Source organism: Paracoccus sp. R12_2 (assembly GCF_017744015.1).
GTDB lineage: Bacteria > Pseudomonadota > Alphaproteobacteria > Rhodobacterales > Rhodobacteraceae > Paracoccus.
In genome coordinates this window covers 258,493-283,982 of sequence record NZ_JAGHRA010000001.1, presented here as the reverse complement: position 1 = coordinate 283,982, position 25,490 = coordinate 258,493, and the positions used below count along the sequence as shown (strand labels likewise).

Genomic DNA, 25,490 nt, shown 5'->3' with positions numbered 1-25,490 from the left:
CCGGGCTGATCAGTCGACGGCGCGGATCAGCTTGCGTTCAAGCACCTTCAGCACCTGTGGCAGATCGTGTCCGCGCTTGAGGATGCGTCCGTCCATGCCGATCACGGCATAGGCCCCCTGCGACGCGCGCAGCCTTGGGCGTTTCTCGATACGGTACAGCGGATGTTCGGTCGCGCGGCGAAACACGCTGAACACCGCGACGTCACGCAAGAACGACATCGCATAGTCGCGCCATTCGCCCGCGGCGACGAACTGACCGTAAACCGACATGATCGCGCCCAGTTCGCGCCGGTCGAACACCACTCGGTCCGGGTCGGCGTGAAGGGGCGTCGAGGCGTTCATCATGTCGGAATGGTGACATTGGCCCCTGCGCAAAGCAATGCAAAAAAACGGGCGCGGTGGATGCCGCGCCCGTCAGGGCATCCGTCCGGTGCAGAACGCGCCGGGGGCGCGAGTCGGTCCGGATCTGCCTAGTAGCAGCTGATCTTGTCGATCCGTCCGGTGCGGCCGTATTCGATGTTCAGCCGATCCGGCCGGAAATCCGCCGTGACTGCGTCTTCAGGACCGATGATCCGCGTTCCGGCCGGGAAGGTCATCTGGTTCGCCACCTCGCGCGGTTGCCCAAGAAGGCCCTGATATCCTTCGGCGCCGCAGCTGTCCTCGGCCGGCTGGTCCGCGACTTCCTGGGGCACCGGTTCGCAGGCGGCCACAGCCGCGATCGCAGCCAGGCCGACAAGGAAGGAATTTCTGTGCATGATCGTCATCCGCAATCGATGTTGTAGATATTGCCCGAGGCGTCCAGCCGGAACACGATCCGCTGGGGATTGTATTCCTGAGGCTCGATGCCGCGATACTCGACTACGCGATATTCGCGGGTGATGCCAAGCGTCGGGATCACCGTGCCCGGCTGACCCAGATTGGCGACGTAGTCCTTGGCGTGGCACAGATCCGGTTCGCGCTCTTCCAGCCCGGCGATGCCCTCGGCCGGTGCAGGCGGCACTGGCGTCGGTGCCGTGACTGGTGCCGGTGCCGGCAGCGGAGCGGGCGCCGGGGCGCAACCTGCCAGGGCGGTGCCGATCACGGCCAGCGACAGGAGGGTTGTTCTTCTCATGGTGACTGCGTCCCTCGTTTGCCTCGTGTGTCCGAGGCTGTATCGTTTGTGACTCCATATCATACGGCGTCCGCGCCCGGTTGAGAACCCGAGCGCGGAATCACGTTTGCATCAACCGCGTGATGACGTGGCGCCTTCTATGTCAGCTTGCCGCTGCAAGCGAGACAGGCTTATTCGTGCAATTGCCGTAGGCGGCGATGAACATGGTCGCCGCGGCGTCGCCAGCCTGACGGATCGCCTCGTCATTCGCAGGGTCGGCAGGGGTCAGAAGGGAACGGTCCTGCACGAATGCACCGGCCAGCCGGATCAGTTGTTCGGCGGCCATGGAACTGTCGTCGATCGTCAGGTGGCCGGCCATGATCCAGCGATCCAGGTGCCGTCGCGCGGCTTCGCGCAGTTCGTCGGAAAGCACCGCGTGAAGCTGTCGCGATTGCTCGCCAAAGCGATTGGCCTCGGCGGTCCCGGCGCGACGCAGCCTTACGATGTCGTCCGATGCCAGCCACGCGGCGATCTGATGCGCCATCCGTTGCAGCGCCTCTGGCGCGGGCTCATCGTCTGGAATGTCGATGGGGCTGACATCCCGCAGCCTGCCGATCTCGTGATGCAGCACCTCGCGATACATCAACGCCTTGTCGGGGAAATAGCTGTAAAGCGTCGCCTTGGAAACACGTGCGGCGGCGGCGATGTCATCGACGCTTGCCCCGCAATACCCGTCCCGCAGGAAAATTGACTTCGCGCCTTCGCGCACCTGTTCAAACTTGCGTCCCTTGTTCGGTGTTTGTTTCTTGGTCATTAAAATGTCCCTGTAAGTCAAAAGTATGCGGCAACGCGCCCCTAGAAAAATGACGCGCCTGTATAAAAATGCCGAAACGAGCGGTTTGGTTTCAAAAATCTTGATGAATGCAGGCGTATGTAGGTGTTCTGAAAGTTGTTTTTCCCCTTTCTGCAGGCCTGTTGATCAGGCTGTCCGACTGCTGAAAATGCACTTCCTTGTACAGCCACGCAACGTGGATCATCTGCGACAATTGTCCTAGCTTCGCCTTGGGGTGTGGCGAATCAACGCCACGTATAAGGCGAGGAGACTGCAATGGCGAACCCGAACCAGTCGTTCCGGGGCTCGGTCGAGCGAATGTTCACACATGCGGCAGGGTTGATGGAACTGCCGCCCGGGCTGGAAGAAAAGATCCGGGTCTGCAACTCGACCTACACGGTCCGCTTCGGCGTCCGGCTGCGCGGAGAGATCCACACCTTCACCGGCTATCGCTCGGTCCATTCCGAACATATGGAGCCGGTCAAGGGCGGCATCCGCTATTCTCTGGATGTCAGCCAGGACGAGGTCGAGGCGCTGGCCTCGCTGATGACCTTCAAATGCGCACTGGTCGAGGTGCCGTTCGGCGGATCCAAGGGCGGGCTGTGCATCGATCCGCGTGCCTGGAACGAGGACGAACTTGAAAAGGTCACCCGCCGTTTCACCTATGAACTGTCGCGCCGCAACCTGATTTCGCCGTCGCAGAACGTGCCGGCACCCGATATGGGCACCGGCGAGCGGGAAATGGCGTGGATGGCCGATGCATATAAACGTCTGCATCCCGATGACATCAACGCCAAGGCCTGCGTGACCGGCAAGCCCCGCACGGCCGGCGGGATCGACGGACGGGTCGAGGCCACGGGCCGCGGCGTGCAATACGCGCTGCGCGAATTCTTCCGGCATGATGACGTGATGAAGAAGGCCGGGCTGGAAGGCACCCTGGCCGGCAAGCGGGTGATTGTTCAGGGCCTGGGCAATGTGGGCTATCATGCCGCGCAGTTCCTGTCGGCCGAGGACAAGTCCTTGATCACCTGCGTGATCGAACGCGACGGGGCGATCACCAATCCGCAGGGCATCAATATCGACGCGCTGCGCGGCCACATCGTCGCGACGGGCGGGGTGCGCGGCTTCGCGGGTGGCGATTATCACGAGGAAGGGCTGGCCCGTCTCGAGGATGAATGCGACATCCTGATCCCCGCCGCCGTCGAAAGCGTCATCCATTCGGACAATGCCGAACGGATCAAGTGCAAGCTGATCATCGAGGCCGCCAACGGTCCGGTGACGGCGGATGCCGATGACATCCTGAAGCGCAAGGGCGTGGTGATCATTCCCGACATGTATGCCAACGCCGGCGGTGTGACGGTGTCCTATTTCGAATGGGTCAAGAACCTGTCGCAGATCAGTCTTGGCCGTCTTGAACGTCGCCACGAAGAGGCGCGTGCCCGGATGCTGATCGAGGAACTGGAACGGATCTCGGCCGATACCGGCACGAATTTCGAGCTGGCCAGGGGCTTCAAGGAAGCTTTCCTGCATGGCGCGGACGAACTGGATCTGGTTCGGTCGGGTCTGGACGACACCATGCGCGAGGCGTTCGGCAAGATGAAAGAGGTCTGGATGGCCAATCCGCGGGTCGACGACATGCGGACCGCGGCCTACGTGGTCGCGATTCGCCGGATCTCGAACGTTTACGGGTCTCTGGGCCTGTAGGGATGCCGCAAGCGGGCGGAGGCTTGCCTCCGCCGCCGAAGCCGGACCTTCGATGGGTCCGGCTTCGGCATTTTCCGCTTCCAGCCGGATCCGTCGGGATCAGTCGCGCGGCGCCGCCGCGCGGCGCAGGCGGTCGTTGATCGCCGCACCCAGCCCGTGTTCCGGAACCGGCGCGACGGCGATCGGCCGACCTTCGCGATCTGCGCGGCGCAAGGTGTCGAACAGGTTCGCCGCCGCTTCGGTCAGGTCGCCATGCTGGGACAGGCTGAAGCGTCCGGGCGCACCGAAGGCGATGAAGGTCTCGTCCGGGCGTGGCGCCGCGGCGTTCAGCCTCAGCGCCACGTTCGGGGCATAGTGGCTGGTCAGCTGGCCCGGCGCACTGGGGCGATCCGGATCGATGGAAGGCGCGATCAGCTTGTGGCCGATTGCAGCCTCGATGGCTTCGGCGGGAATACCGCCGGGGCGCAGCAATGTGGCGCGGCCGTTCGGCCAGCCGACGATCGTCGATTCCACGCCGACGGGGCAGGGGCCTGCGTCCAGGACTGCGGCGATCCGTCCGGCCAGCCCGCCGTCGGGGTCAAGGACATGATCGGCGCTGGTCGGGCTGACCCGCCCCGAGACATTGGCCGACGGCGCGGCCAGCGGGCCGCCGAACCGCTTCAGCAAGGCGCGGGCGGCGGGATGATCGGGAAGGCGGATGCCCACGGTGTCCAGACCGGCCGTGACCAGCGGCGCGATGTCAGATGTCGCGTGCAGGTCCAGCACCAGGGTCAGCGCACCGGGCCAGAAGGTCTGCGCCAGGATCAGCGCCTCGTCGCCGAAGCTTGCAATGTCCCGCGCCGCCGCAAGGTCGGGCACATGCACGATCAGCGGGTTGAAGCCCGGACGCCCCTTCGACTCGAAGATGCGCGCGACCGCGCGGCCATTGCGGGCATCGCCCGCAAGCCCGTAGACGGTCTCGGTCGGCATGGCGACGGTCTGACCGGCGGCCAGCAATTCGGCCGCGCGCGCGATGCCGTCGGGATCGGGGGTCAGTCTTTCGGTCTTCATCCGTGACGCCGGGTTTCGGTTGAGACTTGGCCGCGTGAACCTAAGATGCGGGTCGAGACAGTCTGATAGTCGCGCCAGCAGGTTTTGCCAAGGCGCATGGGAGCGAGGTCAAGATGAGCTATGCGGCGCCGGTCGAGCAAATCGAATTCATCCTGAAACATGTCGTGCCTTTTCCCGATGTGGCCGGCACCGAAAAATTCGCCGAGGCGACCCCGGAAACCACGACAGCCATCCTGACCGAAGCCGGCAAACTGGCCAGCAACGTTCTGGCGCCGCTGAACCACGCCGGCGACCAGACCCCGGCCCGGCTGGAGAATGGCAAGCTGCGGTCTTCGCCCGGCTTTGATGCGGGGTTCCGGGCGATCGCAGAAGGCGGCTGGATCGGCCTTGCCGCCGATCCGGAATATGGCGGCATGGGCCTGCCGCAATCCCTGAACATGGCGGTGGCCGACATGATGTCTGGCGCCTGCCTGTCGCTGCAGCTGAACCCGCTGCTGACGCAGGGCCAGATCGAGGCGCTGGAGCATCATGCCAGCGACTCGCTGAAGGCGTTGTATCTGCCGAAACTGACCAGCGGCGAATGGTCGGGCACCATGAACCTGACCGAGCCGGGTGCAGGCAGCGATGTCGGTGCCCTGACCACGAAGGCGGAACGCAACGGCGACGGCACCTACACGATCACCGGCCAGAAGATCTTCATCACGTGGGGCGACAGCGATGTGACCGAGAATGTCTGCCACGCGGTGCTTGCGCGGCTGCCTGACGGGGGCAAGGGCACCAAAGGCATCAGCCTGTTCATGGTCCCGAAATTCATTCCCGACGTGGATGGAAATCCCGGCGTCGCCAACAGCCTGAAGGTCGTCAGCCTGGAAGAAAAGATGGGCATTCACGGCAGCCCGACCTGCGTGATGAGCTATGACGGCGCGACCGGATGGCTGATCGGGCAGGAACACAAGGGCATGGCCGCGATGTTCACGATGATGAACTGCGCCCGGCTTGGCGTCGGCGTGCAGGGTGTCGGCGTGGCCGAGGCGGCGCTGCAACAGGCTGTCGCCTATGCGCAGGATCGCAACCAGATGGGGCCGATCATCGGGCATCCCGATGTGCGCCGGATGCTGGCCACGGCACGGGCCGAGATCTTCGCGGCGCGCGCGATCTGTCTGGCCTGTGCCGCCAGCATCGACATGGAGCGCGCGACGGACGATCGTGATTGCGCCGCCCGCGCAGCCTTCCTGACCCCGATCGCCAAGGCATATGGCACAGATGTGGGCTGCCGGGTCGCCGATACCGGCGTGCAGGTGCATGGCGGCATGGGCTATGTCGAGGAAACCGGTGCGGCACAATATCTGCGCGACGTTCGCATCACCCCGATCTACGAGGGCACGAACGGCATACAGGCCATGGATCTGGTCGGCCGCAAGCTGGCCGACGGCGGCGAGGCGGCGATGCGGCTTCTGGACGAGGTGTCGGATGGCGCCAAGGCCGCGCATGGCGACCACCCCGAACTGGCCGACGACGTCTGGCAGGCATCCGAGGCGCTGCGCGAAGCGACACAGGATCTGCTGAAGCGGGATCTGGACCAGCGGTTTGCGGGTGCGGTGCCCTATCTGACGGCCTTCGCGCTGGTGCTGGGCGGACATTTCCACCTGCGCGCGGCGCGCAAGGGGGACGAGGCGCAACTGGCGCTTGCGCGGGTCTTCATTGCCCGGGTGCTGCCGCGATACGCCGCCAATCTTGCCGAGGCGCGCGCGGAACTGGCCGATCTGACCGCGATCAGCGACGCGTCGCTGGCCGGGGGGCTTGGCGGGTGATCGACTATCCGTTCCAGTCGCCGCCCGACGAGGGCGAGGGCATCGAGGTGGCGCCGGGCGTGATGTGGTTGCGCCTGCCGCTGCCGATGGCGCTGGATCATGTCAATGTCTACGCGCTGCGCGAAGCGGATGGCTGGACCGTCGTGGATACCGGTTTTGACACGCGCCGCGCCCGCGCCATCTGGCAGCGCCTGCGGTCGGGGCCGTTGCGGGGGCTGCCGGTCGTTCGCGTCATCGGCACCCATCATCATCCCGACCATATCGGACTTGCTGGCTGGTTCATGCAGACCGACGGCGCGGAACTGGCGATGAGCCGGACCGCGTGGCTGACGGCGCGGATGCTGCAACTTGATATTCAGGACACGCCCACCCCGCAGGCGCTGGATTTCTGGCGGCGCGCGGGAATGCCCGCGGATCTGCTGGAAAGACGCGCCGCCGAACGCCCCTATAACAGCGCCGATGTCGTCCATCCGCTGCCGCCCGGATACAAAAGGCTGCACGAGGGCGAGGAATTGCGGATCGGCGGTCGTCGGTGGCGGGTGGCGATGGGCGACGGGCATGCACCGCGGCATGTCACATTGTGGTCTCTGGACGACGATCTGGTGATCGGCGGGGACCAGCTTCTGCCCTCGATCTCGCCCAATCTCGGCGTCTATCCGAACGAGCCAGAAGCCGATCCGGTGGGGGAATGGCTGGCCAGTTGCGCGCGCATGGCGCGTCTGGCCGAAGACCGCCACCTGGTCCTGCCGGGACACAAGCTGCCCTTCACCGGACTGCCCGACAGGTTGCGTCAGCTGGCCGACAATCATCATGGCGCCCTTGCGCGCATCGAGGACGCGTTGGCGCAGGCGCCGCGCAGCGCGGTCGGCTGCTTCGACATCCTGTTCAAGCGTCGTATCGCGGCGATGGAGTTCGGGCTGGCCCTGGTCGAGGCGGTTGCGCATATCAATCACCTGCGCCGCGCGGGGCGGATCCGGGCGGTCGGCGAAAGCGATGGCGCGGTGCTGTGGGGGGCGTGACAGCGCTGCCCGATTCGGGTATCGCACGTCTCAGGCAAACGCGGAGAACAGGCATGGCCGATCACGAGCATGGCAAGATGGACATCACCGAACACCGGAAGACCTTTGCGGGCTTCATCAAGCTGGCAAGCTGGGTGGCAGGGCTGTCGATCCTGGCGCTGATCTTCATGGCGCTGACGAACGCCTGATCGCGAACGGGATCTGATGACATGAAAAGACGCGTCTTCCTGGCGGCGTCGCTGCCGGCTGTTCTGGCTGCGTGCGGGGCCGACAACATCTGGGCAAGCGACGAAGCCGTGCGCGCCGCGCGATTTGTCAGTGACGAGCCGCCATCGATCACGCTGTTCACCGTGATTGGCATTCCGCGCGGCGAGGGCGGGCATTCCGCGCTGATGATCAATGGCAGCCAGCGGGTGGTTTATGATCCGGCGGGCAGCTGGAACCATCCGCGCATCCCCGAACGCCATGACGTGCTGTATGGGGTCACCGACAACTTCAAGCGTTTCTACATCGATTATCACGCCCGCAGCACCTATTGGGTGGCCGAGGATCGCGTTCCCGTCAGCCGCGAAGTCGCGGATCTGGCCATCGCACGGGCCGAGGCAAACGGCGCTGCCAACAAAAGCTTCTGCGCCGTCGAGACCGGCAGTGTGCTGCGCGGCCTGCCGGGATTCGAGAACGCCCCGACCGGATTTTCCCCGATCAAGCTGCGCAACTGGTTCCGCACCCTGCCCGGCGTGGTGTCGAAATCGCATCGCGACGGCGATCCGGCGAACAATCACGATGTCCTTCTGAAACAGAAGGACGGAACGATCACGGGCTATCCCAGAACGTAGAGCATTCCGAACAGCGTGATGCCGCCCGCAAGGATGGCAAGGATCACGTTCTTGCTCAGCACGCCGACCAGCAGCGTCGCGGCTGCGGCGGACAGCCGCGCGGGGTCCGGCTGGCCCTGCGTCGCCTCGGGCCACATGACCAGCGGCGCGACCAGCGCCGGCAGCACCGCGACCGGGGTATAGCGCAGCATCCGCAGCACCCAGCCGGGCAACGGCCGGTCCCCCAGCGCGCCCAGGAATGACCAGCGGATCAGGAACGTGCCGATCCCCAGCACGATGATGACGAACCAGACGGTCAGATCGGATACGCCGCCGTTCATCGCCCGTCCCCCTTCCGTTCCATCCATGTTTCGACGATGGCTCCGGTGGCCATGCCCAGTGGCGCTGCGATCAGCAGGCCCAGCCCCGATGGCAGCCCTGCCAGCGCCAGCGCCGCGACGATCGCCACAAAGCACGCGGCCAGATGCGCAACCGTGCGCAGCATCGGGGCGATCATCGCCAGAAAGGTGATCGGCATGGCGAAATCCAGCGCGATGCCCTCGGGGATCGCCTGGCCGACCGTTGCGCCGACCCAGGATGCCACGATCCAGGGCACACACATCGCAACAGCGACGCCCGCGAAATAGGCAAGTCGCTGCCGCAGCGACAGCCGGGGATGTCGTTCATAATGCTGGATCGACAGGGCATAGCTTTGATCGATCAGCGCATAGGCGATCAGTGCCTTCTGAGAACCTGTCGCCTCGCGCAGCCAGGGGACCAGTGATGCCGAATACATCGCCATGCGCAGATTGACCGCCAACCCGGACAGGATGACGATCAGGACCGGCGCATGATCGGACAACAGTTGAACCGCGGTGAACTGCGACGCCCCGGCCAGCACCAGAACCGAAAATCCCATCACCTGCGCGATGTCCATTCCCGCCTCCAGCGCGACGATGCCGAACAGCAATGCAAAGGGCACCACGACGATCATCAGGGGCACCGACTGGATCATCCCGTGCCGGAATGCCTGCGCGGGTGTGCGCGTCAGGGCGCGCGCCACTGCCGGATCGTCGGCGGCAGCCTGCTGATGATTGGGTCTGGGGGCGGGCGAGGGGCTCATGGCGCTTTTGTTTTCCGACGGTTCGCGGCAACCTTGCTTGCACGATGCGCAATCAGAGACAAGACCACCCGCTGCAGATCGTCAGCCCCGTGCCCGACGCGGCACTGTCCCAGGCGGCCCGGCTGTGGTGGGGCGCAACCGGTCATGGCTGGGGCCCGCCCCCCAGGGTTCGTGCGTGCCATGGGATGGTTGCGTTGGACGATACCGGCGGTGTCGCCGGTGTGATCGGCTTGCGCGACGCACAAGGCGGGTTTCCCGCAGCAACCCCTTTGGGGGCGCGGATCGCGTTTCGCGCGGCCCCGGCGACCGCGGATCTTGTCGTGGACGGCATTGTCGTGCGCGATGCGCGTCAAGGGATCGGCAGCGCGCTGCTCAGGCAAGCACTGGTCCGGGCGGCATCGGCAGGTCATCCCGGTCTGAGGGCCGAGGTCCGGGTCCAGAATTCCGGCGCAATGGAATTCTATCGGGCGATGGGATTCGTGCCGGTCGCGCAGGGACGGTTCGGGTGGCCGTGGACGGGGCAGGTGGCGATCCTGCGCCGGGTGGTCGATGATCTGCCTGATGTCGGTTTCGACGGCACGGTTGGCCGCCGCGACCGGGATGTGACAGCCGCACGCGGCCGTTAGGCAGGCGCCGGTCGGGTATCAGCCGAAGATGCCGGCGACACGTCCGACCAGCATGAAAGCGCGTGCCGAACGGCTTTCCGCCAGCACCTCGATTTCGGCATCGTCCAGCTGCGGCAGCAGGCGGGTCAGCAGGATATCGAAATGGCGCAGGAAATGATGGGCGGCGTCGCGGAAGATCTCGTCCCCGCGCAGCAGCGCCGAGGCGACCTCGACCGCGGCCTCGTCATGGATGCCGCCAAGCGCCGCGACCGCGCTGCCGCGCGCACCCTCGGCAAAGCGCCGCCAGACATCCGGTCCGGCGGGATCCGGCCGCAGATCATCCATGTAGACCTGCTGATCGGCCAGCAGCGTGACCACGTCATGCGCGGCGCGCAACACGCGCGAATTCTCGTGATCCTTCAGCGCCTCACGCATTGCCGCGATGGTCGCCGTGTCGTCGGCACCGTCGGGAAAGTTCAACGCGCGGATCAGCGTCTCGGGTGGGATGTTCACAGGTTCGGGCGAATCAAAGCGCATCGCGGCCTGTCGCTGATCTGCGGGGGTGGCCCGTGTCCCGGCGGGTGTGGCGGTCCTTGCGGCAGGCTGCTGCCGCGCGGGCGGTGCAGCAGGGGACGGCTGTGCCGCGGATGTGGACGGCGCGGCCTCCGGGTCGCGCTCGGCCCGGTGGCGCGTGTCGCCGGTGGCGGGCGGCGCCCCGCGCGTTGCCGCGTATTCGCGCAGCTGCGTCAGGTGCCCGCGCAACTCATCCGCCTCGGCCCGCAGCGCGGCGATGGATCGCGCCAGACCGACCGCCAGCCAGATCAGCGCCAGCGGCAACAGGACCCCGGCGATCGCCGCCAGCCGAGCGACACCACCCGTCCCATCGGCGCCGCCGGGAACCAGCAGCCAGAACAGTCCCACCAACAGCAGCCAGCCAAGGCTGAGCCCCAGTCCGACGGTGGTCAGGGCGTCACGCTGTGCAAGCGAAGCGATGCGGCCGGTCAGCGACATGACACTACTCGTAGCGGATCGTGATGATCTCGTAGCTGCGCTGGCCGCCGGGGGTGTTCACCTCGACGCTGTCGCCTTCGTCCTTGCCGATCAGCGCCCGGGCCAGCGGCGAGCGCATGTTCAGCAACCCGCGTTCGATATCTGCCTCGGCTTCGCCGACGATCTGATAGATGCGCTTTTCCTCGGTGTCCTCGTCGATCAGCTGGACGGTCGCGCCGAACTTGATCGACCCGGACAGTTTGGCGGGGTCGATGACCTCGCTGCGCGACAGGATCGATTCCAGTTCCTTGATCCGCCCTTCGATGAAGCCCTGCTTTTCGCGGGCCGCATGATATTCGGCGTTCTCGGACAGGTCGCCATGTTCGCGTGCCTCGGCGATCTGGCGAATGATGGCGGGCCGCTCTTTCGATTTCAGCTCGGTCAGCTCTTTTTCCAGCGACTGAAAGCCGCGGCGGGTCATCGGTATCTTGTCCATCGCTGCCCTGTCCTTTCGGGGTGCGGTTGCCGTCCTGACGCTAATCGAACGCCCCCGCCATTCGACAATGGCAGGGGCGCGAAAGCTCGTGCGAAGTATCGTGAACCCAATTTCGGGGCCAATGCAAGCCCGGCATCGGCGCAGATGGCGGTTTTCGGCCTGATATGTCGTGGCGTGACGATTGCCCCGCTTTACACCAGCCGATACAGCTAGGACCAGCAAGCAGAGGGAGAGCGCCAGCCATGACGGACGAGGCCACGGTCGAACGCGAGTCGATGGAATATGATGTCGTGATCGTGGGTGGCGGGCCTGCGGGCCTGTCTGCGGCGATCCGGCTGAAACAGATTGACCCGGAAATCCAGGTCGTGGTGCTGGAGAAAGGGTCCGAGATCGGTGCCCATATCCTGTCGGGCGCGGTGCTGGATCCGTCGGGCCTGAACCGGCTGGTCCCGGACTGGCAGGACAAGGGCGCGCCCCTGAACACGCAGGTCACCGACGACAATTTCTACATTCTGGGCGAGGCCGGGCAGGTTCGCGTGCCGAACTGGCCGATGCCGCCGCTGATGAACAATCACGGCAACTACATCGTCAGCATGGGCAATGTCTGCCGCTGGCTGGCCGAACAGGCCGAGGAACTGGGCGTCGAGATCTTCCCCGGCATGGCCGCCAGCCAGATCGTCTGGGCCAAGGCCGACGACGGCAGCGACCGGGTGAAAGGGGTCGTGGCGGGCGAGATGGGGCTGAACCCCGACGGCACACCCGGCAGCATGTACGAACCCGGCATGGAACTGCACGGCAAGTATGTCTTCATCGCCGAGGGCGTGCGCGGCAGCCTTGCCAAGGAAATCATCGGCAAGCTGGGACTTTCCGAAGGCCATGAGCCGCAGAAATACGGGCTTGGCATGAAGGAGATCTGGGAGGTCTCGCCCGAGAAGTTCCAGAAGGGCCGTGTCGTGCACACGATGGGCTGGCCGCTTGGCAAGAACGCGGGCGGCGGCAGCTTCATCTATCATTTCGAGGACAATCAGGTGCTGGTCGGCTTTGTGGTTCACCTGAACTATGCCAACCCGCATCTGTATCCTTATGCCGAGTTCCAGCGCTTCAAGCATCATCCGGTGGTGGCCGATCTGCTGGAGGGCGGCAAGCGCGTGGCCTATGGTGCCCGCGCCATCAGCGAAGGCGGCTGGCAATCGATCCCGGAACTGTCCTTTGCGGGCGGCGTGCTGCTGGGATGTTCGGCGGGCCTGGTCAATGTGCCGCGCATCAAGGGCAACCACAACGCGATGATTTCCGGCATCGAGGCCGCCGAGGCCGCCGCCGCCGCGCTGGCCGAGGGCCGCGAAGGCGACCGGCTGGAGGCCTATGACGCCGCCGTGCGCGGCGGCGAGATCGCGAAGGATTTGAAGCGTGTCCGCAACGTCAAGCCGATCTGGTCGAAGCTGGGGCTTTGGCCTTCGCTTGCGCTGGGTGGCCTCGACATGTGGATCGCGAACCTGACCGGCTGGAACCCGCTGGGAACCTGGAAGCACGGCAAGACCGACGCGCAGGCGACCGGCAATGCGGCGGACCATGCGCCGATCGACTATCCGAAACCCGATGGCAAGCTGTCCTTCGACCGGCTGACCAATGTCGCGTTCAGCTTTACCAACCACGAGGAAAGCCAGCCCTGTCATCTGCGGCTGAAAGACGCGTCCGTTCCGATCCAGGTGAACCTGCCGGAATACGCCGAGCCGGCGCAGCGGTATTGCCCGGCAGGCGTCTATGAGGTGGTCGAGGACAGCGACGGGCCGCGATTCCAGATCAACTTCCAGAACTGTGTTCACTGCAAGACCTGCGACATCAAGGATCCCAGCCAGAACATCAACTGGACGACGCCGCAGGGCGGGGATGGGCCGAACTACCCGAATATGTGATCGCTTTGCGATGGAAGGGGCCGTTGCGACGGCCCTTTCGCGCCGTTAGGTTGTGTCCAACGCAAATGTGAATACCGGGACCATGCCTTGAAACTGACCCGCCCCAGATCGGCCACCGCGCTGGCGCTACTTGCTTCCCTGGCTGTGCCCGTCGGCGTGCTGCAAGCGCAGCCCCGGCCCGAGCCACGGCCCGCGCAGGCGCAGGAGGTGGGTCAAAGCGACACTGCCGCGGCAGGGGCAGAAACCCAGCAGGATGATGCGCCCGCGCCGCTGACCTTTGGTCTTGCGGGTCCCTATCTGGCCGCGCGCATGGCGGCGGTCGAAAGTGATTTCCGCGCTGCCGCACGCTATTTCGCGCAGGCGGTGGCACATGATCCCGAAGACCGGTATCTGCTGGACAGCGCCCTGGTTGCGCTGGTCTCGGCCGGCGATATCGGCCGCGCCGTAAGCCTGTCGTCAGACATGGAAAGCGATGGTCGCGCGACTGAGTTGTCGGCGCTGATCCGCAAGGCCGAACTGGTGCATCAGGGCAACTGGCAGTCGCTGCTGGATCAGCAATCCGCCGATGATGCCGAAGAGCTGCGCCGCGATGACCTGCTGGATCGGATCGTGAATGCCTGGGCGCTGATGGGGGCCGGTCGTGCATCCGATGCGCTGTCCGCCTTCGAGACGCTGGCCAAGAACCCGGATGTCGCGCCGTTGGTGAACTATCATCTTGCGCTGGCCCGCGCGATGGTCGGCGATTACGAGGGCGCGGACGCCCTGCTGTCCGACGAAGCGACCGGCGCGCATATGCTGGGGTTCACGGCCCGGGCCGAGGTGCTGGCGCAGCTTGAACGCCGCGACGAGGCGGTGGCGATGCTGGACGGTGTGCAGGGCATCGAGGCCGAGCCGCAGTTGCAGGCGCTGCGCGACAGGCTGGCATCGGGCGAGCCCGTGGCTTTCGACGTGGTCAAGACCCCCGCCGACGGCATCGCGCAGGTCTATTTGACCTTCGCCTCGGCGCTGGGGTCCAGCCCTGATCCCGAACCGTTGTCGCTGATCCATGCAAGGCTTGCGGCATGGCTTTCGCCCGACACCGGCGAGGCACGGCTGATGGTGGCGCAATTGCTGCAGGACCGGCATCAGTTCGATCTGGCCGAACCCGAATTCGACGCGCTGCGCCGGATGGGCCAGATGCGCCCAGTGGCCGAGCTGAGCCGCATCGACGCGCTGTCGCGTGCCGACCGCCGTGACGAGGCGGAAAAGGCCGCGTTGTCGCTGACCGCCGCCTATCCCGACCTGCCGCAGGCCTGGATCGCATTGGGCGATCTGCTGCGCCAGCAGGAAAAATTCGCGCAGGCTGTTCCCGCATATGACAAGGCGCTGACGCTGCTGTCCGATGCGCCCGAACAGGCGCGCTGGTTCCCGCTTTATGCGCGCGGCATCGCGTTGGAGCGGTCGGGCCAGTTCGACCGCGCCGAACAGGATCTTCTGGCCGCCATCGAGATCAATCCGGACCAGGCCAGCCTGCTGAACTATCTGGGATACAGCTGGATCGATCGGAACGTGAATCTGGACCGAGCGCTGACGATGATCCAGAAGGCCGTCGAATTGTCGCCGGGCGATGGCTACATCCTCGATTCGCTCGCCTGGGCGTATTTCCGGCTTGGCCGCTATCAGGAAGCTGTCGCGCCAATGGAACAGGCGATCGGCACAATGGCCTCCGATCCGCTGGTCAACGACCATCTGGGCGACATTTACTGGATGGTCGGGCGCAAGCGCGAGGCCGAAATCCAGTGGAAGCGGGCGCTGTCGCTGGACCCTTCGGAAAACGACGACGTCGACCCGGACCGGATCCGCGCCAAGCTGGATCAGGGGCTTGATGCGGTGCTGGCCGATGAAGAGGCGCGGGGCGAATCCCCCACCGTTCCACAGCCGCAGGCCGAGGCCGCGGGCACGCCCCGGGATTGATCCGGCGCCATGTCCACCGTTCATGTGGTCGAAAGCGCGCCGGCCAAGCTGAACCTTGCGCTGCATGTGGTGGGCCGGCGCGCTGACGGTTATCACCTTCTGGATTCTCTGGTGGCATTTGCCGGGATCGGCGACAAGGTGCGTTTGTCGCCGGGACCGTTGTCCCTGCGGATCGATGGTCCCTTCGCTACGGGCCTGGACGTGGGTGAGGACAATCTGTGTCTGCGCGCCGCGCGTCTGGTCGGGGCGGATGCCGCGATCGCGCTGACCAAGAACCTTCCCGTTGCCTCGGGCATCGGCGGTGGTTCGGCGGATGCGGCGGCGGTGCTGCGCGGCCTTGCTCAGCTGGGCCTCGCGCTGCCCGGGGCGGCAGAAAGGCTGGGGGCCGATGTGCCGGTCTGCTTGTTGTCGCGCCCCGCCCGGATGCAGGGCACGGGCGAGATCGTGACGGAGTTGCCGGGTTTGCCGCCCGTGCCGCTGGTGCTGGTCAACCCGGGCGTGGGCGTTTCGACACCGCAGGTCTTTGCAGCGCTGCAATCCCGCGACAATCCGCCCCTGCCGCCCATCCCCGCCTTCAGGAATGCAGACGATCTGATCGGTTGGCTCGCCCAGACCCGCAACGACCTGCAAGCTGCCGCGCAAACGGTCGCCCCCGTGATCGGCCAGGTCATCGACGCGCTTCATGCCAGCGGTGCCGGGTTTGCGCGCATGTCGGGGTCGGGCGCGACCTGTTTCGGGCTTTACGCCAGCGCGGCAAAGGCCCGCGATGCCGCACGGATGTTGAAACAGCATGGCTGGTGGGCGGTGGCTTCGGAACTGGCACCCCCGCGCCCGCGCCGCTAGACTACCCGCAAAACCAGCGGAGGACCCCCATGCTGCGCCTTGGCGTCAATATCGACCACGTCGCCACCATCCGGAATGCCCGCGGCACGCCATGGCCCGATCCGCTGCGCGCCGCGCGCATCGCCCAAGAGGCGGGCGCGGATGGCATCACCGCGCATCTGCGCGAGGATCGACGCCATATCAGCGACGCCGATATCGACGCGCTGATGGAACATCTGACGCTGCCGCTGAACCTGGAAATGGCCGCCACACCCGAGATGCAGCGCATCGCCCTGCGTCACCGCCCGCATGCGGTCTGCCTGGTGCCGGAAAAGCGCGAGGAACGCACCACCGAGGGCGGGCTGGACGTGGCCGGCAACGAGAACTTCCTGGGCGATTTCATCGCACCGCTGCGTGAAGCGGGGTGCCGGGTGTCGCTGTTCATCGGCCACGAGGCGCGCCAGATCGAGGCATCGGCCCGGATCGGCGCAGCCGTGGTGGAACTGCATACCGGTGCCTATTGCGATCTGGACACCGAAGGTCGTTTCGACGAACGGGACGCCGAACTGGCCGGACTTGCCGAGGGCGCACGGTTGGCAGACGATCTTGGACTCGAGGTGCATGCAGGTCACGGACTGACCTTCGATACGGTCGGCCCCATCGCCGCGCTGCCCCAGGTCAAGGAACTGAATATCGGGCATTTCCTGATTGCCGAGTCGGTCTTTACCGGCCTTGGCGAGGCGATCGGGGAAATGCGCCGCCGGATGAACGAGGCCCGCCAATGACCCGCATCGCCCTTGCCCTTGCCCTGATGGCCGCACCTGCATTCGCCCAGGACAGTGCGGCAACTGTCACCCCCTGCGGCGATGCGACCCGCGCCGATACCATCGCCGAGCCGTGGGAGGACAACACCGCCACCTATGCCGACGATCAGGTTCGCCTCGCGATGCTGGACATGGTCGAACCAGCGGGCGGCGCCCTCAAGCTGCTGGTGATCAGCCCGCCGCGGAACGAGCTGGGTCTGCGTCAGTGTCGCGTGGTGGGGCTGGATAACGGTCTTGGCTTCTACGACATGGACTTCGCCGCCCATCAGGCCAGCTATGATCCCGCGCGCGGCCTGACCATCACGCTGCCTGCCCGCCACTATCCCGTCAACGGCGACTTCGACGGTGACGAAGGCTGGTTTCAGCTTTCAGTCACCATAAATCAGCAGACAGGCGACATCGTCACGCAGGGGTTCAAGTGATCTTGCGCGGCTTCTTCTTTGCCCAAATCCCCGTGATCCTGTCGGGGCAATCTGACGCATGATCCTTGGCATCGGCACTGACCTTGCGAATATCGACCGGATCCAGAACACGCTGAACCGGTTCGGAGACCGCTTTCGCCACCGCGTCTTCACCGACACGGAACTGGCCAAGGCCGCGCGCCGGAAGGACGAGGCCGGCACGCTGGCCAAACGATGGGCCGCGAAAGAGGCCTGTTCCAAGGCGTTGGGAACCGGTCTGGCGATGGGCATCGCGTGGCGGGACATGGCGGTGAGCAATCTTTCGACCGGACAGCCTGTGATGGAACTCAGCGGATGGGCAGCCGAACGGCTGGCCGCAATGACGCCATCCGGGCACGACGCCATCGTGCATGTGACCCTGACCGACGATCATCCCTGGGCACAGGCCTTCGTGGTGATCGAGGCGCTGCCCCTGCAAGCCCGGCCTGCTTGACTCTGACCCCCGTGCGGGACCATGAAGCCCCTCGAACGCGGCCTTTCGTGCCACGCAGCCAAAGGACAAGAACATGGCCGACAGCACGGCAGGCAAGAAAAAGGAAGGCATCTGGGAGACGGTCAAGACGATCTTCTGGGCGCTGGTCATCGCGGGCATCTTTCGCACCCTGTTCTTTCAGCCGTTCTGGATCCCGTCAGGGTCGATGAAGGACACGCTGCTGATCGGCGATTTCCTGTTCGTCAACAAGATGGCCTATGGTTATTCCCAGTATTCCTGCCCCTTCGCGCTGTGCCCGATCAGCGGCCGGATCCTTGGCAGCGACCCCGAGCGTGGCGATGTCGTCGTGTTCCGCCATCCCACCCGCGGGGTCGATTTCATCAAGCGCGTCATCGGCCTGCCCGGCGACACGGTTCAGATGCGCGGCGGCCGGCTGTGGCTGAACGGCGAAGAGGTTCAGACCGACGCGGCCGGCGATTTCGTCGAGATCAAGGAACAGCAGGGTCCGCAGGGCCTGATCCCGCGCTGTGCGAACGATCCGGTGTCCGAAGGCGGCGAATGCATCAAGCCGCGTTTCACCGAAATCCTGCCGAACGGTGTCAGCCATGACGTGCTGAACATCGTCGATGGCTGGGTGGCCGACGACACGCCGACCTTCACCGTGCCCGAAGGTCAGTATTTCTTCATGGGCGACAATCGCGACAATTCCGAAGATTCGCGTTTCCCGCAGCAGGTCGGTGGTCTGGGCTTCGTGCCTGCGGACTATCTGATCGGACGCGCCGACCGGATCATGTTCAGCTCGGCCGGGCGGTCGCTGCTGTATTTCTGGACCTGGCGGGCGGATCGTTTCTTCAAGGCGGTCGAGTGACGCCTTCGGCCGATATCCGGGCCTTCATGGGCCGGCTTGGGCATGACTTCACGCGGCCCGAACTGCTGGTGCGCGCGCTGACCCACGGCTCGATCGCCTCGGCGACGCGGCCGGACAACCAGCGGCTGGAATTCCTGGGCGACCGGGTGCTGGGCCTGGTGATGGCCGAGGCGCTGTTTCGCGCCGACCTGAAGGCCAGCGAGGGGCAGCTTGCACCGCGATACAACGCGCTGGTGAAGGGCGAGACCTGCGCGGGCATGGCCCGGGAAATCGGCCTGGGCGATGTGCTGAAGCTGGGCCGATCCGAGATGCTGTCGGGCGGACGGCGCAAAGAGGCATTGCTGGCCGACGCGATGGAGGCTGTGATCGCTGCCGTCTATCTGGATGCCGGATTCGACACCGCGCGCGACATGATCCTGCGCCTGTGGCGGGACCGGCTGGACAGCCTTGACGACGATCCGCGCGACGCCAAGACCGCTTTGCAGGAATGGGCGCAGGCCAATGGCATGCCGCCGCCCACCTATGACCAGACGGACCGCAGCGGCCCCGATCATGCGCCCGTCTTTCACATCACCGCGCGGCTGGCCGACGGACGCGAGGCACATGCCAGCGGCGCCGGGACGAAGCGCAGCATCGAACAGGCGGCCGCGCAGGCGCTGCTGGACCGGCTGGAGGGCCGCAAATGACCGACAAGACCACTCGTGCGGGCTTTGTCGCCCTGATCGGCGAACCCAATGCCGGCAAATCGACATTGCTGAACCGCATGGTCGGCGCCAAGGTCAGCATCGTGACCCACAAGGTCCAGACCACCCGCGCCCGGATCCGCGGCATCGCCATTGCGGGTGACAGCCAGATCGTGTTCGTGGACACGCCCGGCATCTTCCGCCCGCGCCGCCGGCTGGATCGCAGCATGGTCGCGGCGGCCTGGGGCGGGGCGTCCGACGCCGACATCATCCTGTTGCTGATCGAGGCGCATCGCGGCCTGACCGACGGCGCGCAGGCGATCATCGACCAGTTGGCCGCGCTGGACCGCAAGACCCCGGTCGCACTGATCATCAACAAGATCGACCGGGTGAAATCCGAGGCGCTGCTTGCCCTGTCGCAGAAGCTGAACGAAGCCTACCCGTTCGAACGGACCTTCATGATCTCGGCCGAAAAGGGATATGGCTGCGACGATCTGCGGGACTGGCTGGCCGAAACCTTGCCTGCGGGGCCGTGGCTGTATCCGGAAGACCAGATCGCGGATCTGCCGATGCGGATGATCGCGGCCGAGATCACCCGCGAAAAGCTGACCCTGCGCCTGCATGAGGAAATCCCCTATCAGCTGACGGTCGAGACCGAGGCGTGGGAGGAACGCAAGGACGGCAGCGCGCGGGTCGATCAGATCATCTATGTCTCGCGCGCGGGTCACAAGGGCATCGTGCTGGGCAAGGGCGGCGAGACGGTCAAGGCTGTCGGTCAGGCTGCCCGCGCGGAACTGGAGGAATTCATGGGCCGCCGCGTGCATCTGTTCCTGCAGGTCAAGCTGCGCGAGAACTGGCAGGACGAGGCCGAGCGGTATGGCGAGATCGGTCTGGATTTCCGCGATGGCGACTAGGGGCGGCGATGCCTGAGCCACGGCTGGCGGCGGGGGTCTGGGTGTCGGCTTATCTGGCGCGTCTGGGTCAGGCCAACATCCCGGCCTATGTGCTTGCGCATGGCGACGAAACCGCCGGGGCCGTGCTGGTCAAATGCGCGCGGCTGGACGGCACCGCCCAGCTTTACGCGCGAGAGTGGGATTTCGAAACCGATGCGCGGCCGTGGCGGATCACCACCGACGGCCCCGAACCCGACGTGGACGCGGCAATCCGCCGTCAGCGGGGCTTCGACCCCGATCTGTGGGTCATCGAGATCGAAAGCCGCGACGGGCGAACAATGCTGGACCAGGAAGGCTTGGCCTAGCGCGGTCACAAGATCGGGTATGCCCGATGGTCGCAGCCCCAACAAAACGTGTCTTCGCGCACGCGACATTAACGTATTGTTAAGCAGTTTTCCATCTGATGCCGGCCAGCTTGGTCGGAGATTGGCATGGCATTCACCTTTACCGTGACCGAATGGGATTCGGTGAACGATCCCGACGGCATGTTCCGGCGCAGCGGACAATCCGAAGGCGAGATCGGATCGGGCGGCAGGATCGATGTCAGCACCGCGTCGTTCGACAGTCTTGGTACCGCGCAAGTGACCACGGCACGCGCCGACGGTCGCGATGAGTTTCCTGACGATGACGGCGCGCGGCTGGATTCGCCGGTGACACTGAACGGGATCGACTATGCGCCGGGAAGCAATGTCGAGGCCGATTTCGAGATGATCCTGGTTGATCCGGCAAGCGGACTGCATTTCCGCGCCACATGGCTGGCCATCGACAACCAACCCGTCGGGATCAGCATCTCGCGGGGCTGGGACATCCAGCAGGGGCGGTATGTCCCCGGCGCGGCAGGGCTGTACGCGCCGGGAACCACGCTGACGCTGATCGACGGCGATAGCCTGCGCCAGACACCGAACCTTGCGGACTTCACCCGCAATGCCAGCTTTCTCAGCAGCGGGGCGGGGACGCGGGCGCAGTTGGACCGCGATGGGGCGGTGGTCTGCTTCGCTGCCGACACGCGGATCGCCACGCCCATCGGCGAACGCCCGGTCCAGTCGCTGCGCGTCGGCGACCTGGTTCTGACGCGGGATCATGGCGCGCAGCCGGTTCGCTGGACAGCGTGCCGCCACGTGGGATCGGGGATGCTGTCGGCCTTTCCGAAGCTGCGTCCGATCAGGATTGCGGCCGGTGCGCTTGGTGCGGGTCTGCCGCGTCGCGACCTGCTGCTGTCCCCGCAACACCGTGTCCTGGTGCGGTCCGCGGTGGCGCGCAGGATGTTCGATGTCGACGAGGTGCTGATCGCCGCCCATCATCTTGTCGGCCTGCCGGGCATTGCGCGGCAGGATGATCTGCAAGATCTGGACTACTGGCATTTCGCTTGTGATCGGCACGAGATCGTGCTGGCAGACGGCGCCCCGGCCGAGACACTGTTTCCGGGGCCGCAGGCATTGCGCGCGCTGCATCCCGCCGCGCGGACCGAGTTGCTGACGTTGTTCCCGGATCTGACCGTGCTTCTTGAACCGGCCAGGCCCTTTGCCGAGGCAGGGGCGGGACGAAACCTTGCCCGTCGCCACCTGCGCAACGCAAGGCCGCTTCTGTCGCCGGTGGCGTGACAAATCATGCTGGCGCTGCCATGAATTGCAGCATATGCAATCTGAATGAGCAGCCTGCCCGATCAGACCGGCGATTCCCCGCGTGGCCTGGCCTTTGCCGTCGCGGCATATGGCCTGTGGGGGTTGCTGCCGATCTACATGAAGGCGCTGTCGCATATCCCGGCGGCCGAGATCATTGCCCACAGGGTGATCTGGTCACTGCCCATCGCAGCCGCCGTGCTGCTGTATCAGCGTCGCGCGGACGCTGTTCTTGCGGCGCTGCGCCGACCCCGGTTGCTGGCGATGGCCGGGCTGACGGCGGCGCTGATCTCGGTCAACTGGCTGACCTATGTCTGGGCGATCACGCATGATCACGCGCTGGACGCCGCGCTTGGCTATTACATCAACCCGCTGTTCAGCGTCGCCCTTGGCGGCCTGCTGTTGGGCGAGCGGTTGAACCGCGCCAAGTTGCTGGCGATCGGGCTGGCGCTGACAGCGGTCGTCATCCTGACGGTGCAGGCGGGCCGGTTGCCGATCGTAGCCGTGACCCTGACGCTGAGTTGGGGGTTCTATGCCTATTTCAAGAAAAGCCTGCCCCTGGGCCCCAATCAGGGCTTCACGTTGGAAGTGATGCTGCTGTGCCCGCTGGCGCTGGTCTATCTTGGCTGGCTGGTGACAGCGGGTCACGGTGATTTCCTTGGCGGCAGCACGACGGACATGCTGCTGCTTCTGGGATGCGGTCCCGTGACGGCAATTCCGCTGCTTTTCTACGCCAACGGGGCCAAGCTGCTGCGGCTGTCAACCATCGGCATCCTGCAATACATCACCCCCACGATGATTTTCCTGTGCGCCGTCATGCTGTTCGACGAGCCTTTCGGGACGGCGCGGATGATCGCCTTCCCGATGATCTGGGCGGCGTTGGCCATCTACAGTTTCTCGTTGTTCCGCGAGGCCGGCGCCAGACGCCGCGCTGCCTCGGCGACGACCCGCCGAATGCAGTAGATCCCGGCCCTGGCCTTTGCAGCGTCTGCAAATTTATGCAACTGATGAGTGAAGTTGAATATCAATATTCAACCCAAGGTTCCAGGAGTATGCATGCCGACGACATGGGACGCCCTTTATATGGGCCGGATCGCAACGAATATCGACACCACCGAAGGTAACAACCTTGCCGAAAACCGGAATGCGACGTCGGTGCTGGGGACCTATGGCAACGGCGGAAATCGCGGCGGTTTGACACAGCCGTTATACGACTCAGTGGCGACCATTACCACGCAGGACAATGTGACGCCTTCCACCTCATTGACCGCGAATAACACCGGCGGCGCCTTCGACTTCTTTCAGGCGGACAGGAATGGCGACGGCACGCCCGAAAACTATAATTTCGATGGCCTGTTCAGCTACAACGCGACGCTGAACTATTTCGATGGCACGACTTCGAATTCCGTCGTGCTAGTCGCGCAGATGACCAATGGCGACATGTACCTTGTGCCGCCATCCTCTGCTGCGGCCGAGAATCCGGCACTGACCGCCAAGGCGATCAGTTCGGTCAGGTTGACCAGCGCGGAGTCGGACCAGACCTTCAATCTGAGTCGCGACCGGCAGGTTCCCGAATTTGCCTGCTTTGCGGCCGGAACGCTGATCGAGACGCCCGAAGGCACGGTCCCGGTCGAAGCTCTGGCGGTCGGCGATCTTGTGACGACGGCAGACGGCGGCCCACGATCGATACGCTGGGTTGGCTCTGCGCGTATCGATCTGACAAGGGCGTCGCATCTGCGGCCCGTTCGCATCAGCAGCGGTGCGCTGGGTCCGGACCAGCCGTCGCGGGATCTGGTCGTATCGCCCCAGCATCGCATCCTGATTCGGTCGGCGATCGCGCAGCGCATGTTCGGCACGACCGAGGTGCTGGTGGCCGCAAAGCAGCTGTTGCAGATCGACGGGATCGACACGGCCGACGACATGGCCGATGTGACCTATGTGCATTTCATGTTCGACGCGCATCAGCTTGTCTGTTCGAACGGCGCGATGACGGAGTCCCTGTTCACGGGGCCGCAGGCGATGAAATCGGTCGGAGCCGAGGCGCGCCGCGAGATTCTTGAACTGTTCCCGGAAATCGAGGCGACGCCGGCCGAACCCGCGCGTCCTTTGGTCAAGGGCCGCAAAGGGCGCCGCCTTGCCGAACGCCACGCCGCGAATGGGCGCGTTCTGGTGTCTTGACTTGCCCGCAGCCCCGCGGCGTGACAGCCTGCACAGGTCTTGGCGAAGGGGACCATGCATGGCACTGCCGCGGCAACGAGTCACGCTGATCACACTGGGCGTCGGGGATCTGGACCGGGCGCGCGATTTCTATGCCGGCTGGGGCTGGCAGGCGCATCCCGCGTCGCAGCCGGGGATCAGCTTCTACCAGATGAACGGGACTGTTCTGGGCCTGTTCGGCCGTGGCGACCTGGCTGCCGATCAGGGCCGATCCGGCGCCAGGCTGGGAACCGGGGCCGTCACCCTGGCGCAGAACTGTGCTGACGAGGCCGAAACCGACGCGGTGTTCGACGCCGCGCTGCGCGCCGGTGCCGCCTGCCTGAAACGCCCCGAGAAGGTCTTCTGGGGCGGGTATTCGGGCTATTTCGCCGATCCTGACGGGCATGTCTGGGAAATCGCCTGCAATCCGTTTTGGCCGCTGGCCGTGGATGGGTCGCTGACGCTACCGGACCCAGACTGAGCTTGCGCGGATGGAATGGCAGGGCGAAGGCACCGTCATCGCGCGGCGGCCGCATGGCGAAACAGCCGTCATCATCGATGTGCTGACCGCCCGGCACGGCCGCCATGCCGGGCTGGTGCCGGGGGGCGCGTCGCGCAAGCGGGCCGCGATGCTGCAACCCGGCGCGCGGCTGGATTTGCGGTGGCGGGCGCGGTCGGATGACCAGCTTGGGCATTTCAGCGCCGAACCGCTGCACCTGCGCGCAGGGCTGCTGGCCGATCCGCTGGGGCTGGCGGGGCTGAACGCGGTCTGTGCGCTTTTGATGTTCACCCTGCCGGAACGTGATCCGCATCCCGCGCTGGTCGCCATGACCGAGCTGTTGCTGGACGACATGGATGCAGGGCGTGACTGGGCGGGCGATTATCTTCGCTGGGAAATGAAGCTGCTGGACGAGATGGGCTTTGGCCTCGACCTGTCTACATGCGCGGTGACGGGGTCAACCGACGGGCTTTGCTATGTCAGTCCGCGTTCGGGCAGGGCGGTCAGTCGCGCGGGCGCTGGCGAATGGGCAGACAGGCTGCTGCCATTGCCTCGGATCATGGGCGGGCCCGGGGACAATCGCGGCAACGGCCTGGCCGAGGGGCTGGCGATCACCGGGCATTTCCTTGAACAACGCGTTGCAGCCGAGATGGTTGGCCGCAGCCTGCCAGCCGCACGAGGCCGCCTTGTCAGGCGGTTGGCCGCAGAGGGCGGCCCCGCCTGACGCAACC

The 25,490-nt window shown here is 65.4% G+C and carries 30 protein-coding genes; 21 read left to right on the top strand and 9 right to left on the bottom strand.

What is annotated here, in order from left to right; genetic code table 11:
- Positions 1 to 9: 9 nt before the first annotated feature.
- From J7359_RS01380 to J7359_RS01365, 4 genes are all read right to left on the bottom strand, one after another.
- Positions 10 to 342 (bottom strand): DUF2794 domain-containing protein, encoded by a 333-nt coding sequence (locus J7359_RS01380; RefSeq protein WP_209054985.1) that lies wholly within the window; start codon positions 340 to 342, stop codon positions 10 to 12.
- A gap of 128 nt (positions 343 to 470) precedes the next feature.
- Positions 471 to 755, bottom strand: coding sequence for an I78 family peptidase inhibitor (locus J7359_RS01375; RefSeq protein WP_209054725.1), 285 nt, complete (start codon positions 753 to 755; stop codon positions 471 to 473).
- Positions 756 to 760: 5 nt separating this feature from the next.
- Positions 761 to 1,111 carry a hypothetical protein gene (locus J7359_RS01370; RefSeq protein ID WP_209054724.1) on the bottom strand — a complete coding sequence of 117 codons (351 nt, stop codon included), beginning with the start codon at positions 1,109 to 1,111 and terminating at the stop codon, positions 761 to 763.
- 142 nt (positions 1,112 to 1,253) lie between these two features.
- Positions 1,254 to 1,904 (bottom strand): TetR/AcrR family transcriptional regulator, encoded by a 651-nt coding sequence (locus J7359_RS01365; protein ID WP_209054723.1) that lies wholly within the window; start codon positions 1,902 to 1,904, stop codon positions 1,254 to 1,256.
- A 294-nt stretch (positions 1,905 to 2,198) separates the two neighbouring features.
- Between J7359_RS01365 and J7359_RS01360 the strand changes: the two genes are divergently transcribed.
- On the top strand, positions 2,199 to 3,626 hold the full coding sequence (locus J7359_RS01360) for a Glu/Leu/Phe/Val dehydrogenase (protein WP_209054722.1): 1,428 nt from the start codon (positions 2,199 to 2,201) through the stop codon (positions 3,624 to 3,626).
- Between the two features lie 99 nt (positions 3,627 to 3,725).
- Here the strand turns inward: J7359_RS01360 and J7359_RS01355 are convergent, their stop codons facing one another.
- Complete coding sequence (locus tag J7359_RS01355; RefSeq protein ID WP_209054721.1) at positions 3,726 to 4,676, bottom strand: L-threonylcarbamoyladenylate synthase; 951 nt, start codon at positions 4,674 to 4,676, stop codon at positions 3,726 to 3,728.
- Between the two features lie 113 nt (positions 4,677 to 4,789).
- Here J7359_RS01355 and J7359_RS01350 point away from each other — a divergent pair, with 113 nt between their 5' ends.
- Genes J7359_RS01350 through J7359_RS01335 form a run of 4 tightly spaced genes read left to right on the top strand, consistent with a single transcriptional unit; the run spans position 4,790 to position 8,342 of the window.
- Entirely contained in the window at positions 4,790 to 6,487 is a 1,698-nt protein-coding gene (locus J7359_RS01350) for an acyl-CoA dehydrogenase (protein ID WP_209054720.1), read from the top strand.
- Complete coding sequence (locus J7359_RS01345) at positions 6,484 to 7,506, top strand: MBL fold metallo-hydrolase (protein ID WP_348524316.1); 1,023 nt, start codon at positions 6,484 to 6,486, stop codon at positions 7,504 to 7,506. The genes J7359_RS01350 and J7359_RS01345 overlap by 4 nt, the downstream gene beginning before the upstream one ends.
- A gap of 53 nt (positions 7,507 to 7,559) precedes the next feature.
- On the top strand, positions 7,560 to 7,694 hold the full coding sequence (locus J7359_RS01340) for an aa3-type cytochrome c oxidase subunit IV (RefSeq protein WP_209054719.1): 135 nt from the start codon (positions 7,560 to 7,562) through the stop codon (positions 7,692 to 7,694).
- A gap of 21 nt (positions 7,695 to 7,715) precedes the next feature.
- A complete protein-coding gene (locus tag J7359_RS01335; RefSeq protein WP_209054718.1) occupies positions 7,716 to 8,342 on the top strand; it encodes a hypothetical protein in 627 nt (208 codons plus the stop codon).
- Here J7359_RS01335 and J7359_RS01330 read toward each other — a convergent pair.
- The gene (locus J7359_RS01330; RefSeq protein ID WP_209054717.1) at positions 8,327 to 8,662 is read right to left on the bottom strand and encodes an AzlD domain-containing protein; all 336 of its coding nucleotides are present in this window, start codon (positions 8,660 to 8,662) and stop codon (positions 8,327 to 8,329) included. The genes J7359_RS01335 and J7359_RS01330 overlap by 16 nt on opposite strands.
- Positions 8,659 to 9,336, bottom strand: coding sequence for an AzlC family ABC transporter permease (locus J7359_RS01325; RefSeq protein WP_209054983.1), 678 nt, complete (start codon positions 9,334 to 9,336; stop codon positions 8,659 to 8,661). Before J7359_RS01325 ends, J7359_RS01330 begins: the two co-directional genes overlap by 4 nt.
- A 152-nt stretch (positions 9,337 to 9,488) precedes the next feature.
- Here J7359_RS01325 and J7359_RS01320 point away from each other — a divergent pair, with 152 nt between their 5' ends.
- Positions 9,489 to 10,070: a GNAT family N-acetyltransferase gene (locus J7359_RS01320; protein WP_209054716.1), complete on the top strand. Its 582-nt coding sequence runs from the start codon at positions 9,489 to 9,491 to the stop codon at positions 10,068 to 10,070.
- A gap of 18 nt (positions 10,071 to 10,088) precedes the next feature.
- Here the strand turns inward: J7359_RS01320 and J7359_RS01315 are convergent, their stop codons facing one another.
- Positions 10,089 to 11,060, bottom strand: coding sequence for a hypothetical protein (locus J7359_RS01315; RefSeq protein ID WP_209054715.1), 972 nt, complete (start codon positions 11,058 to 11,060; stop codon positions 10,089 to 10,091).
- A 4-nt stretch (positions 11,061 to 11,064) separates the two neighbouring features.
- Positions 11,065 to 11,535, bottom strand: coding sequence for a transcription elongation factor GreA (gene greA, locus J7359_RS01310; protein WP_209054714.1), 471 nt, complete (start codon positions 11,533 to 11,535; stop codon positions 11,065 to 11,067).
- Positions 11,536 to 11,777: 242 nt separating this feature from the next.
- Between greA and J7359_RS01305 the strand changes: the two genes are divergently transcribed.
- The 15 genes from J7359_RS01305 (at position 11,778) to recO (ending at position 25,483) form a co-directional block, all read left to right on the top strand.
- Positions 11,778 to 13,448 (top strand): electron transfer flavoprotein-ubiquinone oxidoreductase, encoded by a 1,671-nt coding sequence (locus J7359_RS01305; protein ID WP_209054713.1) that lies wholly within the window; start codon positions 11,778 to 11,780, stop codon positions 13,446 to 13,448.
- Positions 13,449 to 13,535: 87 nt separating this feature from the next.
- Positions 13,536 to 15,401: a tetratricopeptide repeat protein gene (locus J7359_RS01300; protein WP_247740099.1), complete on the top strand. Its 1,866-nt coding sequence runs from the start codon at positions 13,536 to 13,538 to the stop codon at positions 15,399 to 15,401.
- 9 nt (positions 15,402 to 15,410) lie between these two features.
- Entirely contained in the window at positions 15,411 to 16,244 is an 834-nt protein-coding gene (locus J7359_RS01295; protein ID WP_209054712.1) for a 4-(cytidine 5'-diphospho)-2-C-methyl-D-erythritol kinase, read from the top strand.
- A gap of 29 nt (positions 16,245 to 16,273) precedes the next feature.
- Positions 16,274 to 17,008 carry a pyridoxine 5'-phosphate synthase gene (locus tag J7359_RS01290; RefSeq protein ID WP_209054711.1) on the top strand — a complete coding sequence of 245 codons (735 nt, stop codon included), beginning with the start codon at positions 16,274 to 16,276 and terminating at the stop codon, positions 17,006 to 17,008.
- Positions 17,005 to 17,469 carry a hypothetical protein gene (locus tag J7359_RS01285; protein ID WP_209054710.1) on the top strand — a complete coding sequence of 155 codons (465 nt, stop codon included), beginning with the start codon at positions 17,005 to 17,007 and terminating at the stop codon, positions 17,467 to 17,469. The genes J7359_RS01290 and J7359_RS01285 overlap by 4 nt, the downstream gene beginning before the upstream one ends.
- A gap of 58 nt (positions 17,470 to 17,527) precedes the next feature.
- Positions 17,528 to 17,941, top strand: a complete 414-nt coding sequence (acpS, locus tag J7359_RS01280) for a holo-ACP synthase (RefSeq protein WP_209054709.1) — start codon at positions 17,528 to 17,530, stop codon at positions 17,939 to 17,941.
- Positions 17,942 to 18,014: 73 nt separating this feature from the next.
- Positions 18,015 to 18,809, top strand: coding sequence for a signal peptidase I (gene lepB, locus J7359_RS01275; protein ID WP_209054708.1), 795 nt, complete (start codon positions 18,015 to 18,017; stop codon positions 18,807 to 18,809).
- The gene (gene rnc / locus J7359_RS01270) at positions 18,806 to 19,495 is read left to right on the top strand and encodes a ribonuclease III (protein ID WP_209054707.1); all 690 of its coding nucleotides are present in this window, start codon (positions 18,806 to 18,808) and stop codon (positions 19,493 to 19,495) included. Before lepB ends, rnc begins: the two co-directional genes overlap by 4 nt.
- Entirely contained in the window at positions 19,492 to 20,406 is a 915-nt protein-coding gene (gene era, locus J7359_RS01265) for a GTPase Era (RefSeq protein WP_209054706.1), read from the top strand. Before rnc ends, era begins: the two co-directional genes overlap by 4 nt.
- An 8-nt stretch (positions 20,407 to 20,414) precedes the next feature.
- Positions 20,415 to 20,750, top strand: coding sequence for a DUF1491 family protein (locus tag J7359_RS01260; RefSeq protein WP_209054705.1), 336 nt, complete (start codon positions 20,415 to 20,417; stop codon positions 20,748 to 20,750).
- 126 nt (positions 20,751 to 20,876) lie between these two features.
- Positions 20,877 to 22,046 carry a Hint domain-containing protein gene (locus J7359_RS01255; RefSeq protein ID WP_209054704.1) on the top strand — a complete coding sequence of 390 codons (1,170 nt, stop codon included), beginning with the start codon at positions 20,877 to 20,879 and terminating at the stop codon, positions 22,044 to 22,046.
- Between the two features lie 45 nt (positions 22,047 to 22,091).
- Complete coding sequence (gene rarD / locus J7359_RS01250; protein WP_209054703.1) at positions 22,092 to 23,027, top strand: EamA family transporter RarD; 936 nt, start codon at positions 22,092 to 22,094, stop codon at positions 23,025 to 23,027.
- Positions 23,028 to 23,120: 93 nt separating this feature from the next.
- Positions 23,121 to 24,242, top strand: coding sequence for a Hint domain-containing protein (locus J7359_RS01245; RefSeq protein ID WP_209054702.1), 1,122 nt, complete (start codon positions 23,121 to 23,123; stop codon positions 24,240 to 24,242).
- Positions 24,243 to 24,306: 64 nt separating this feature from the next.
- A complete protein-coding gene (locus tag J7359_RS01240) occupies positions 24,307 to 24,741 on the top strand; it encodes a VOC family protein (protein WP_209054981.1) in 435 nt (144 codons plus the stop codon).
- 10 nt (positions 24,742 to 24,751) lie between these two features.
- On the top strand, positions 24,752 to 25,483 hold the full coding sequence (gene recO / locus J7359_RS01235) for a DNA repair protein RecO (RefSeq protein ID WP_209054701.1): 732 nt from the start codon (positions 24,752 to 24,754) through the stop codon (positions 25,481 to 25,483).
- Positions 25,484 to 25,490: the final 7 nt, after the last annotated feature.